Below are 12,430 nucleotides of genomic sequence, written 5' to 3' on the forward strand. Positions count from 1 at the left end.
CAAACTCTGAATACCGGAAAGTGCAAGCATGGGAGACAGACGGTGGGTGCTAACGTCCATCGTCAAGAGGGAAACAACCCAGACCGCCAGCTAAGGTCCCAAATGATCAGTTAAGTGGTAAACGAGGTGGGAAGGCCTAGACAGCCAGGATGTTGGCTTAGAAGCAGCCATCATTTAAAGAAAGCGTAATAGCTCACTGGTCGAGTCGTCCTGCGCGGAAGATGTAACGGGGCTCAAACTGATAACCGAAGCTGCGGATGGGCACATTAATGTGTCCGTGGTAGGGGAGCGTTCTGTAGGTCTGTGAAGGTGGTGGTGTAAACCCTGCTGGAGATATCAGAAGTGCGAATGCTGACATGAGTAGCGATAAAGCGGGTGAAAAGCCCGCTCGCCGAAAGCCCAAGGTTTCCTACGCAACGTTCATCGGCGTAGGGTGAGTCGGCCCCTAAGGCGAGGCTGAAAAGCGTAGTCGATGGGAAACGGGTTAATATTCCCGTACTTTTATGCAGTGCGATGTGGGGACGGAGAAGGTTAGGTTAGCGGCCTGTTGGAATAGGTCGTTTAAGCCGGTAGGCTGGTGCGGTAGGCAAATCCGCTGCACCTTAAGGCCGAGAGGTGATGACGAGGGTCTACGGACCTGAAGTAACTGATACCACGCTTCCAGGAAAAGCCACTAAGCTTCAGCTGCATAAGAACCGTACCGCAAACCGACACAGGTGGGCAGGATGAGAATTCTAAGGCGCTTGAGAGAACTCAGGAGAAGGAACTCGGCAAATTGACACCGTAACTTCGGGAGAAGGTGTGCCTCTGTTGGTGTAGGACTTCGCGTCCGAAGCTAGTAGAGGTCGCAGAGAATAGGTGGCTGCGACTGTTTAACAAAAACACAGCTCTGTGCCAACACGAAAGTGGACGTATACGGAGTGACGCCTGCCCGGTGCTGGAAGATTAAATGATGGGGTGCAAGCTCTTGATTGAAGTCCCAGTAAACGGCGGCCGTAACTATAACGGTCCTAAGGTAGCGAAATTCCTTGTCGGGTAAGTTCCGACCCGCACGAATGGCGTAACGATGGCCACACTGTCTCCTCCTGAGACTCAGCGAAGTTGAAATGTTTGTGAAGATGCAATCTACCCGCTGCTAGACGGAAAGACCCCGTGAACCTTTACTGTAGCTTTGCATTGGACTTTGAACAGACTTGTGTAGGATAGGTGGGAGGCTATGAAGCTGGAACGCTAGTTTCAGTGGAGCCGTCCTTGAAATACCACCCTGGTGTGTTTGAGGTTCTAACCTTGGTCCGTGATCCGGATCGGGGACAGTGCATGGTAGGCAGTTTGACTGGGGCGGTCTCCTCCCAAAGTGTAACGGAGGAGTTCGAAGGTTACCTAGGTACGGTCGGAAATCGTGCTGATAGTGCAATGGCAAAAGGTAGCTTAACTGCGAGACCGACAAGTCGAGCAGGTGCGAAAGCAGGACATAGTGATCCGGTGGTTCTGAATGGAAGGGCCATCGCTCAACGGATAAAAGGTACTCCGGGGATAACAGGCTGATTCCGCCCAAGAGTTCACATCGACGGCGGAGTTTGGCACCTCGATGTCGGCTCATCACATCCTGGGGCTGTAGCCGGTCCCAAGGGTATGGCTGTTCGCCATTTAAAGTGGTACGTGAGCTGGGTTCAAAACGTCGTGAGACAGTTTGGTCCCTATCTGCAGTGGGCGTTGGAAGTTTGACGGGGGCTGCTCCTAGTACGAGAGGACCGGAGTGGACGAACCTCTGGTGTACCGGTTGTGACGCCAGTCGCATCGCCGGGTAGCTAAGTTCGGAAGAGATAACCGCTGAAAGCATCTAAGCGGGAAACTTGCCTGAAGATGAGACTTCCCTGGAGGCTTGACCTCCCTGAAGAGTCGTTCGAGACCAGGACGTTGATAGGTCGGGTGTGGAAGCGCTGTGAGGCGTTAAGCTAACCGATACTAATTGCTCGTGAGGCTTGATCCTATCATTTGAGTTGCTTTGTTGATGATGAAGCGCTGGTTGATACAAGAAAATTCTACCGGCTGGAAGGTTTCCAGCCTGGCTTCTTCAAGTTTGTGACAGTTTATGTCTGGTGGCCATAGCGAGGTGGTCCCACGCCTTCCCATTCCGAACAGGACCGTGAAACGCCTCAGCGCCGATGATAGTGCAGATTCCTGTGTGAAAGTAGGACACCGCCAGACGCCCCATACCGAAGCCCAGCTCATACGAGCTGGGCTTTTGCTTTGGTGCCGCGAAAACACCGCATGCACCCCGCGGCCAACCTTGGCCGCAGCCTGCCCACCCAACATAAAGCCCGCTTTCGCGGGCTTTATGTTGGGGGTCAGAAACAGCCAGTGTCTTTGCTTTCTGCATAAATGTTGACCCACTTTTTTAGCAATGCCGTTGAGGCGCCGTTATCGGCCATTTTTCTCAAGGCCTTGTCTATTTCTTTGATCACCTCGTCAGGTACGTGCTTACCGAAACCGATGTGAATCTTACTGACCGAAACCGGTTGAGGTAGATCCACAATAATGTTGGCGAGTTGCCGTTGCTTGAGATAAGCGACACCGACATACCTGCCGGTGATGAAGTAGTCGATACGGCCTAGTTCGAGTTTCCTGAAATTGCTCGCCATATCTTGTGCACTTTCTACCGTAAGGTTGGCCGCCAGATACTGGTCAAAGCCATCGCCAAAAATGTCACCCAAGCTGATGCCGCCACGATAGGGTTTAAGGCTATGCCAGCCCTGATAGGGTATGTTTTGACCTTTACGGACAAAAATGGCAATAGGGTTTTCGAAAGCGGGATTTTGGCTGAAGCGTAGATAGCGGGCGCGCTCGGCATTGATGCGCAAAGGCAGGACAATGTCTATTTGGCCATTTTCGGCACGTTGCAACACCCGCTTCCATGGGTAAAGTTGAGGGCGTAGTTTGACCTTTGCAGGCAAGATCAGTTGAAGCTGTTCTACGCTGGCACCGGTCAGGCCCTGATTGTCGCGGCACCAGTGATAGGGAGGGTAGTCGGGATTGCCGGAGTAGCTCAGTACTATAGCGTCTGCCGCACTTGCCACCCAAGCAGAGCATGCCAGGGTGGACAGTACGATGGCACGACTCACCAAGTTAACACCCATCAAGCCTCCTTCGGTTTCTCCTGGCGAGGGCTGGTCGTTATACGCCAGACCATGCAAAGAGCTGATGCTATTTCAGCATGCCTCGGCTGATTATAGTGAACACTTGCCGATATTGGCTGCGGGGATGCTGATTGGTTAGGCGGGTGTGGAAAGGCTTTGGAGGTGTGGTGGACGTCGAAGCGGGCGTATACGGTAGGCAAGATGCGGCACTACTGGCGATGCGCTATCCGTACCTTGTCGTGTTGGGCGCAGTGGCCAATGTTGGCTTAACGGCAGACTACGTGACCGTCTGCCTTCTGTTGCATGAGGCGACCAGCTAAATGCTTGTCAACGCAAGCAAACTGGCTGTGAGTGTGTCAAGCACAGGCATGGATCAGCTGCGTGCTCGCCATCAATAAGGCCCCCGTTTGCATGGCAAACGAGGGGGCGCTGTAAACGGTAAGGTTTTTTCCTCCGACCTGTAGACTGCCCTTTTTGGCGCAGGCTACAGGCTCGGTGGCGTGTCTATACGGTAGTGGCCAGTTTGCTGCGCAGGCGCTGTGTGACGGTCACCATGCGTTGCAGTGCTGCTTCGGCTTCGGGCCAGCCGCGGGTTTTCAGGCCGCAGTCCGGGTTGACCCACAGCCGTTGCGCGGGGATTACATCCAGTGCCTTGTTGAGCAGTTTCTCCAGTTCGTGTTCGGCTGGAATGCGCGGGCTGTGGATGTCGTACACGCCGGGGCCGATTTCGTTGGGGTAGGCAAAGCTGGCAAAATCACGCAGCAGTTCCATGTCCGAGCGCGAGGTTTCTATGGTAATCACGTCGGCGTCCAGTGCGGCGATGGCCGGCAGGATGTCGCCAAACTCCGAGTAGCACATATGGGTGTGAATCTGCGTGCTGTCATCGACGCGGGCGCACGACAGGCGGAACGCTTCGCCAGCCCAGGCCAGGTAGGCATCCCAGTCGGCACGCTTTAGCGGCAGGCCTTCGCGCACGGCTGGCTCGTCGATCTGGATCACTTTGATGCCGGCGTTTTCCAGGTCCAGTACTTCGTCGTTGATGGCGAGCGCAATCTGGCGGCACACCTCGCTGCGCGGCAGGTCATCGCGGACAAAGCTCCACTGCAGGATGGTTACCGGGCCGGTGAGCATACCTTTCACCGGGCGCGGGGTCAGGCTTTGGGCGTACACAGACCAGGCCACGGTCATGGCTTGCGGGCGGGCGACGTCGCCAAAAATCAGCGGCGGTTTCACGCAGCGGCTGCCATAGCTTTGCACCCAGCCGTATTCGGTAAAGGCAAAGCCTGCCAGCTGTTCGCCAAAGTACTCCACCATGTCGTTACGCTCGGCTTCGCCGTGCACTAGCACATCGATATCCAGTGCCTCCTGCTTGCGGATCACCAGCTCGATTTCGGCTTTCATGGCTTGTTGGTAAGCGGCGGCATCGAGCTCGCCGCGTTTGAAGGCGGCACGTGCGCTGCGGATCTCGGCGGTCTGCGGGAACGAGCCAATGGTGGTGGTAGGTAGCAGCGGCAGCTTCAGCCAGGCGGCCTGGGCAGCGGCGCGTACCGGGTAAGGGCTGTGGCGGCGGTCGCTGTTTGCCGGCAAGCTGGCCACGCGTTCGGCGACATCGGCACGGTGGATACGCGGGTGCTGGCGGCGTTGCTGGCTGGCAAAGTCGCTGGCGGCCAGCTCGTTGCTGATGCTGTCTTGCCCTTGCTGCAGGCCGCGTTTGAGCAGTTTGAGTTCGTTGAGCTTTTGTACTGAAAACGCCAGCCAGCTCTTCAGGTCTACATCCAGCTGCACTTCCTGCGCCAGATCTACCGGGGTATGCAGCAGGCTGCAGCTTGGGGCCAGCCATAGCTGATCGCCCAGCAGTTCGCGCAGCTTGGCGGCACTTGCCAGCGTGGCGGACAGGTTATTGCGCCAGATATTGCGGCCATCAATCAGGCCTGCCGACAGCACGCGGCCTTGCGGCCAACCTTGCAGCAGGGTGGCCAGCTGTTCCGGTGCACGCACCAAGTCCAGATGCACGCCGGCTAGTGGCAGGCTGTGCAGCAGGTCGGCATGCTCGGCCACGCTGCCGAAGTAGGTGGCCAGTAGCAGCTTGAGCGGCGTCGCCGCCAGCGTTTGATAGGTGATGTGGAAGGCGGCGAGCCATTCGGCCGGTAGGTCCAGCGCCAGGATGGGTTCGTCCAGCTGCACCCAGTCCACTTTCGCGTCGTTCAGCGCGCCCAGCAGCGCCTGGTAGCTGCGCAGCAGGGCCGGCAGCAGGCTGAGGCGATCGAAGTCGGCGCCTTTGCACTTGCCCAGCCACAGCAGGGTAAGCGGGCCGACCAGCACCGGCTTGGCTTTCAGGCCCAGCGCCTGCGCTTCGGCTACTTGTGCCAGCAACGGGGCGGGGTTGGCCGCAAAGGGGGTATTGGCGTGCCACTCCGGTACCAGGTAGTGGTAGTTGGTATCGAACCACTTGGTCATTTCCAGCGCATGCTGGCTGGCATTACCGCGTGCTAGCTCAAAGTACTGTGCCTGGCTGAGGTTGGCCGCATCGAAGCCGAAGCGCGGCGGGATAGCGCCAACCAGAATTTGCGCATCCAGTACGTGGTCGTACAAGGAGAAGTCGCCTACCGGGCTCAGGTCGACGCCGGCGCCTTTTTGCAGCAGCCAGTGGCGCTGGCGCAATTCGCGTGCGCCTTGCTGTAGCGCTTGCTCGCTGACGTCGCCACGCCAGTATTGCTCCAGCAGGAATTTCAGTTCGCGCTTGGCGCCGATGCGGGGAAAACCTAAAAGATGAACTTGGCTCATGTGGAATGCCTTTCGTGATGAATGTTGTGCATTCAGCATGCGGCAACTACAATCATGAAGCAATTTCATTATTTTAACGTTGATCATTAAGGTGGTTCATAATGCAAAGCCAGCTGGAACTCCGCCATCTAAAAACCCTGCTGGCGCTGGCCGAGTGCGGCAGCGTGTCGCAGGCGGCCAAGCGCGTATTCCTGACGCAGTCGGCGCTATCGCACCAGCTCAAAGCGCTGGAAGAGGCTTATGGCCTGGCCTTGTTCGAGCGCAAAACGCAGCCGCTGCGCTTTACCCCGGCTGGCGAGCGCTTGCTGGCGCTGGCGCGCGACGTGGCCGCGCGCGTGACGCAGGCCGAGCGCGACCTGGCACGGCTGCGTGAAGGCGAGGCGGGGGAGCTGCGCATTGCAGTGGAGTGCCATACCTGTTTTGACTGGCTGATGCCGGCGATGGACGCCTTTCGCCAGCACTGGCCGGCGGTGGAGCTGGATATCGTGTCCGGCTTTCACGCCGACCCGGTGGGTTTGCTGCTGACGCGGCGTGCCGACCTGGCCATTTGTTCGGAGGCGGAGCAGCAGGATGGTGTGGTCTACCAGCCCTTGTTTGCCTACGAGATGGTGCTGATCATGGCGAAAGATCATCCGCTGGCCGCCAAGCCGGTGTGGCAGGCCGGGGATTTTGCCGACGAAACGCTGATCCACTACCCGGTGCCGGATGTGATGCTGGACCTGGTGCGCAAGGTGCTGAAGCCGGCAGGGGTGAACCCTGCACGGCGCACCTCGGAGCTGACGGTGGCCATTATCCAGCTGGTGGCCAGCCGCCGCGGCGTGGCGGCCATGCCGTTCTGGGCGGTGAAACCGTATCTGGACCGCGGCTATATTGCCAGTGCGCGCATTGGTGATGCAGGTTTGCAAAGCGAGCTGTACGCGGCATTACGCCAGGATGATGCGGGGCTGGCGTATATGCATGATTTTCTGCATACCGTGCGCGAGCAGAGTTTTGCCACGCTGCCCGGCTTGAGCGTGCTGGCCTGAGGCTAGCCTGCCACCAGTAAAAACGGCACGTCCGCAAGCTGCGGCGTGCCGTTTGCGTGTTGGCTGCCAATGGCTACTGGGCACCTAGCAGCTTGTAGAAATAGCGGGTGGTATGCAGGCTGCCATCCGGGCTGGCGGCGTAGGCCGGAATGTCACCGGCGTGTACCCAGCCCAGCTTGGGGTAGAGGCTGGCCGCTACCGATGTGCTATCGGTATCCAGCACCAGCGTGCTGCAGCCGGCAGCCCAGGCTGCGTGTTCCGCCTGCTGCATCAGCTGGCGCGCTATACCCTGGCCGCGTGCCGTGCTGTGTACCATCAGTTTCTGGATTTCGCCACGGTGGCGGCCGTTGGCCTTACCGCATAGCGCCAGCTGGATGGTGCCGATAACCCGGCCTTGATCTTCTGCCACCCAGCAATGCAGCAGCGGGCCCAGCGCAGCTGCGACAGCTTGCCAGTAGTGTTGTGCTTCTTCGTGCGCTAGCGGTGCCAGAAAGCCCACCGAGGCGCCACCGTGTACGCTGTCTTGCAGTAGCGATACCAGTGCGGCCAACTGTGGCTCAGCGATGCTGTACAAAGGGCGGATGGTGATCATTCGTGCTCCAGCCCCAGCTCCTGGATTTTGCGCGTAAGCGTGTTGCGGCCCCAGCCCAGCAGCTGTGCAGCTTCGACTTTACGCCCGCCGGTGTGTGCCAGGCCGCTCTTGATGCAGGTGCTCTCGAAGCGAGCGGTCAGGTCGTCGATGATGCCGGTTTCCCCTGCGGCCAACCTTTGGCTGACCTCGCGTGCCAGCAGCTGCAGCCAGTCGCCCTCTGCCTGTGCGGCTGCAGCAGGCAAGGGCGTGGCGGGCTGGGCGCTGGCCTCGGCGTCATGGCTATGGCTTGACGGCACAACCTCGACAGGCAGGCGGAACTCTAGCGGCAGGTCGGCGCTTTCCACGGTCTGGCCCGGCGCCATCACGGTAATCCACTGGCACAGGTTTTCCAGCTGGCGCACGTTACCGGGGAAGGCGTACTGGCGCACAAAAGCCATGGCGCTATCGGACAGGCGCTTGGGCTCCACACCCAGGTTGGCCGCACTGCGCGACAGAAAGTGGCGTACCAGCAGCGGGATATCTTCGCTGCGTTCGCGCAGCGGCGGCAGGCGCAGGCGGATCACGTTCAGGCGGTGGAACAAGTCCTCGCGGAACTGGCCTTGCTTGACGCGCTCCTCCAGGTGCTGGTGGGTCGCGGCGATGACGCGCACATTGGCCTTGATCGGCGTATGGCCGCCTACGCGGTAAAAGTGGCCATCGGACAGCACGCGCAGCAGGCGGGTTTGCAGCTCGGTGGGCATGTCGCCGATTTCATCCAGAAACAGCGTGCCACCTTCGGCCTCTTCAAAGCGGCCGCGGCGGCTGCCTACGGCGCCGGTAAAAGCACCTTTTTCGTGGCCGAACAGCTCGGATTCCAGCAGGTCTTTCGGAATCGCCGCGGTGTTCAGCGCGATAAACGGTTTGCTGGCGCGTACCGAGTGGCGGTGCAGCGCCTCGGCTACGCGTTCTTTACCGGTGCCGGATTCGCCGGTAATCAGCACCGTCACGCTAGACTGCGACAGGCGGCCAATGGCGCGGAAAACGTCCTGCATGGCCGGCGCCTGGCCCAGCAGGGCCGGCATGGCTTCCGGGCTTTCGCCGACAGCGTCGCCGCTGCGGCTTTCGGCTAGCGCGCGTTCGATCAGCGCCACCGCCTGGTCTACGTCGAACGGCTTGGGCAGGTACTCGAACGCCCCACCCTGAAAGGCCGAGACAGCCGAGTCCAGGTCGGAATGCGCCGTCATGATGATGACCGGTAGCGCGGGGTAGTCGGCTTTGACTTTGCCCAGAAATTTCAGGCCATCGGTGCCCGGCATGCGTACATCACTGATGATGACGCTGGGGATGGTGTCGTACAGGGCGTTCAGCGCATCGTCGGCGCTGGCAAAGCTCTGGTAGGCGATATTGCTGCGCGAGAGCGACTTTTCCAGCACCCAGCGGATGGCTTTGTCGTCGTCGATGATCCAGACCGTTTGCGTCATGTTGGCTCGCCTTGTGGTTTATTGATCGGGGCCGAACGGCATCAGTACCGTGAAGCAGGTGTAGCCCGGCCGCGATTCGAATTCGATGGTACCGCCATGCTGGTGCACAAAAGTTTGCGCCAGCGTCAGTCCCAGCCCGGTGCCCTCTGCCCGGCCTGTGACCAGCGGGTAGAACACATGGTTGCGGATTTCTTCCGGAATGCCGGGGCCGTTATCGATGATCTGCAATTTTAGTGCCAGGTTGTGACGCTTTCGCGCCAACGTGACCTGGCGTGCCACGCGGGTGCGAAAAACCAGCTCGCCGTTGCCTTGCATGGCTTGTACCGCGTTCTTGCCGATATTCAGTACCACCTGGATGAGCTGCTCTTTATCTGCGGCCAACATGGGCAGGCTGATGTCGTAGTCGCGCTTTACCAGCAAGCCTTGCGGGTATTCGGCCAGGATGATGCTGCGCACGCGCTCTAGTACTTCGTGAATATTCACGTCGTTGGCAATGTGGCGACGGTGCGGTGCCAGCAGCCGGTCTACCAGCGACTGCAAGCGCAGGGCTTCTTCGCGAATCACGCCTGTGTACTCCAGCAGCTCGGGGCGATCGGCGATTTCGTGTTCCAGTAACTGGGCGGCACCACGGATGCCACCCAGCGGGTTCTTGATTTCATGCGCCAGGTTGCGGATCAGCTCGCGGTTGGCTTGCTGCTGCAGTAGCAGGCGCTCTTCGTTGACGATGCGCAGCTGTTGCTCGATAGGCCGCATTTCTACCAGCGCCAGGCGTACCGGCCCGTCGATCGGTGTCACGGTGAGGCCGATATGCAGCGGGTGGTCGCCTTCCGGCGAGATTTCCAGGTCGTGCTCGATGAAGCTGCCAGCGTGATCCAGCGCCATTTGCACGGCGTTTTTCAAGGCACGCGGGTGGTGGAAGTGCTCGTATAGCGTGTGTTTTTTCAGCCCTTTGTGGCTGATGCCCAGCAGGTTTTCACTGGCCGGGTTGGCATAGTGAAGCTGGCCGTTGCGCTCGACAATCATCACCGGCGTATCGAGCAGGTCGAGTCCGGCATACGGGTGTAGGGGCATGGTGTTGGTCCGGTTTGCCTGTAGGGCTACCTGCGCCAGGGTGGCGCGGGTATGACTGTTGCCTTAGCAAAAGCCGCGCCCGTGAGCCGGGCGGGTTGTTGCCGGTGCGGACACGCTATGTGCTACAAAACGGCGCACAAACAGAAGTGTTCGGGTGGGGGCATCGTTCTGGTGAGTTTACTGCACTACTTTGGTGCGGTGCTATTGCCTAGTTCTTTATTCAGCGCATCGATATTGCGTTCGCGGTCGGTGACCGCGTCTTGCAGGCGTTGTAGCTGCGCTGCGGCGGTGCCTGGTTTGCGGCGGGCTTCGCTCAAAGCGGTGCGCGCGTCGCTCAGGGCTTTTTGTTCGTTCTCCAGCTCGGTTTGCAGGATACGGCGGCGCCCCTCGTCGCGGTTGCGTTGCGTGCCGGCGTCTACCGACGGTACGGCTACGTTGGCCGCAGGCGCGCGTTGGCGTACCGAGCCGTTGCGTGGCGTGATGCTGCCACGCGTACCTCCATCCGTGTTGGCCGGTGTAATCGAGATGGCCTGGGCCCCTGGCTGCGGCATATTGGTAAACGTAACGTGCCCGTCTTTATCAACATAGCGATAAATGGTGCTGGCCTGAGCTTGGGGTAGGCTGCAAAGGAGCAAGATGAACAGAGTACGACGCATGGGGAAATAGGCGATAGTCATTGCAAACGCATGATAATTCAATCTCTTGCCGCTTGGCAGTGCCAATGCAAAAAAGCCGGAGCTGGCTGCGTGCTGCGGTTTGCCAGGCCTTGAGTAAATGAAAACCCCGCACCGTTGCCGGTGCGGGGTTGCAGCGTACGCGGGTCGAATCGCTTACAGGCTGTAGTACATCGCAAATTCTACCGGGTGGGTAGTCATGCGGGTCAGGTTCACTTCCTTCATCTTCAGGTCGATGTAGGCGTCGATCCATTCGTTCGAGAACACACCGCCACGGGTCAGGAACTCGCGGTCGGCGTCCAGTGCGGCCAGGGCTTCATCCAGCGAGGCGCACACGGTCGGGATCAGTTTGTCTTCTTCCGGCGGCAGATCGTACAGGTTCTTGTCTGCGGCATCGCCTGGGTGGATCTTGTTCTGGATACCATCCAGACCAGCCATCAGCAGGGCGGAGAAGCACAGGTACGGGTTAGCCAGCGGGTCCGGGAAGCGTGCCTCGATACGGCGGCCTTTCGGGCTTGCTACGTGCGGGATACGGATGGAAGCGGAACGGTTCTTGGCGGAGTAGGCCAGTTTTACCGGTGCTTCGTAGTGCGGTACCAGACGCTTGTAGGAGTTGGTGCCCGGGTTGGTGATGGCGTTCAGTGCCTTGGCGTGCTTGATGATACCGCCGATGTAGTACAGGGCGATGTCGGACAGGCCTGCGTAGCCGTCACCGGCAAACAGGTTTTTGCCATCTTTCCAGATGGACTGGTGCACGTGCATGCCGGAACCGTTGTCGCCAACGATAGGCTTAGGCATGAAGGTGGCGGTTTTGCCGTAGCTGTGGGCGACGTTGTGTACCACGTACTTCAGGATCTGGGTCCAGTCAGCGCGCTGGGTCAGGGTGCTGAACTTGGTACCGATTTCGTTCTGGCCGGCAGTCGCCACTTCGTGGTGGTGTACTTCTACCGGTACGCCCAGCTCTTCCAGCAGTAGCACCATGGCCGAGCGGATGTCTTGCGAGGAGTCTACCGGTGGTACCGGGAAGTAGCCGCCTTTCACGCCAGGGCGGTGGCCGGTGTTGCCGCCTTCGAATTCTTCAGCGGAAGCCCAGGCAGCTTCTTCTGCCTTGATCTTCACGAAGCAGCCGGACATGTCGGTGCCCCAGGTGATGCTGTCGAAGATGAAGAATTCCGGCTCCGGGCCAAAGAAGGCGGTGTCGCCAATGCCGGAAGCTTTCAGGTAGGCTTCGGCGCGTTTGGCAACCGAGCGCGGGCAGCGGTCGTAACCCTTGCCGTCGGCCGGGTCGATCACGTCGCAGCTCATGAATACGGTCGGCTCGTCGAAGAACGGGTCGATTTTGGCGGTAGCGGGGTCGGCCATCAGCAGCATGTCGGAGGCCTGGATGCCTTTCCAGCCGGCTATGGAGGAGCCGTCAAACGCGTGGCCGCGCTCGAACCACTCGTCAGCGTCTTCCAGCAGAACGTGTGCCGGAATGGTTACGTGCTGCTCTTTACCCATTGTGTCGGTAAAGCGCAAGTCGACAAATTTTACGTCGTTTTCGGTAATGAGCTTGACTACGTCTGCAACCGCCATGGATATCTCCTAGAGAAAAGCTAAGTGCATCAAACGAGATGGCACAAATACAGGTGTGCCGGACTAAAAGCATGAACCGTGCCAGCCATCAGGCGCGGTTTAGGGTACTGCA

8 protein-coding genes and 2 rRNA genes (1 of these 10 running past the window's edge) are annotated in these 12,430 nt (G+C 59.2%); 3 read left to right on the forward strand and 7 right to left on the reverse strand.

Annotated elements, in window-relative coordinates:
• Both LCH97_RS16670 and rrf read left to right on the forward strand, forming a co-directional pair.
• A 23S ribosomal RNA gene (locus LCH97_RS16670) occupies positions 1-1,990 on the forward strand; it begins 901 nt to the left of the window's first position.
• Positions 1,991-2,095: 105 nt separating this feature from the next.
• Positions 2,096-2,208, forward strand: a 5S ribosomal RNA gene (gene rrf, locus LCH97_RS16675).
• Between the two features lie 140 nt (positions 2,209-2,348).
• On the opposite strand, the gene LCH97_RS16680 is transcribed toward rrf, so the two are convergent.
• Both LCH97_RS16680 and metE read right to left on the reverse strand, forming a co-directional pair.
• Positions 2,349-3,137 carry an ABC transporter substrate-binding protein gene (locus tag LCH97_RS16680; protein WP_227302626.1) on the reverse strand — a complete coding sequence of 263 codons (789 nt, stop codon included), beginning with the start codon at positions 3,135-3,137 and terminating at the stop codon, positions 2,349-2,351.
• A 504-nt stretch (positions 3,138-3,641) separates the two neighbouring features.
• On the reverse strand, positions 3,642-5,921 hold the full coding sequence (gene metE / locus LCH97_RS16685; protein WP_227302627.1) for a 5-methyltetrahydropteroyltriglutamate--homocysteine S-methyltransferase: 2,280 nt from the start codon (positions 5,919-5,921) through the stop codon (positions 3,642-3,644).
• Positions 5,922-6,022: 101 nt separating this feature from the next.
• On the opposite strand from metE, the gene LCH97_RS16690 reads away from it, so the two are divergent.
• Positions 6,023-6,946 carry a LysR family transcriptional regulator gene (locus LCH97_RS16690; RefSeq protein ID WP_227302628.1) on the forward strand — a complete coding sequence of 308 codons (924 nt, stop codon included), beginning with the start codon at positions 6,023-6,025 and terminating at the stop codon, positions 6,944-6,946.
• A gap of 73 nt (positions 6,947-7,019) precedes the next feature.
• On the opposite strand, the gene LCH97_RS16695 is transcribed toward LCH97_RS16690, so the two are convergent.
• The 5 genes from LCH97_RS16695 to glnA all read right to left on the reverse strand — a co-directional run bounded on the left by LCH97_RS16695 (position 7,020) and on the right by glnA (position 12,318).
• A complete protein-coding gene (locus tag LCH97_RS16695) occupies positions 7,020-7,538 on the reverse strand; it encodes a GNAT family N-acetyltransferase (RefSeq protein WP_227302629.1) in 519 nt (172 codons plus the stop codon).
• A complete protein-coding gene (gene ntrC, locus LCH97_RS16700) occupies positions 7,535-8,998 on the reverse strand; it encodes a nitrogen regulation protein NR(I) (RefSeq protein WP_227302630.1) in 1,464 nt (487 codons plus the stop codon). The genes LCH97_RS16695 and ntrC overlap by 4 nt, the downstream gene beginning before the upstream one ends.
• A gap of 18 nt (positions 8,999-9,016) precedes the next feature.
• Positions 9,017-10,069: a nitrogen regulation protein NR(II) gene (glnL, locus tag LCH97_RS16705; RefSeq protein WP_227302631.1), complete on the reverse strand. Its 1,053-nt coding sequence runs from the start codon at positions 10,067-10,069 to the stop codon at positions 9,017-9,019.
• 185 nt (positions 10,070-10,254) lie between these two features.
• The gene (locus LCH97_RS16710) at positions 10,255-10,746 is read right to left on the reverse strand and encodes a DUF4124 domain-containing protein (RefSeq protein WP_227302632.1); all 492 of its coding nucleotides are present in this window, start codon (positions 10,744-10,746) and stop codon (positions 10,255-10,257) included.
• A 153-nt stretch (positions 10,747-10,899) separates the two neighbouring features.
• Positions 10,900-12,318, reverse strand: coding sequence for a type I glutamate--ammonia ligase (gene glnA, locus LCH97_RS16715; protein WP_017510235.1), 1,419 nt, complete (start codon positions 12,316-12,318; stop codon positions 10,900-10,902).
• Between the last annotated feature and the right edge of the window lie 112 nt (positions 12,319-12,430).

Origin of the sequence: Vogesella sp. XCS3 (genome assembly GCF_020616155.1) — a bacterium.
GTDB lineage: Bacteria > Pseudomonadota > Gammaproteobacteria > Burkholderiales > Chromobacteriaceae > Vogesella.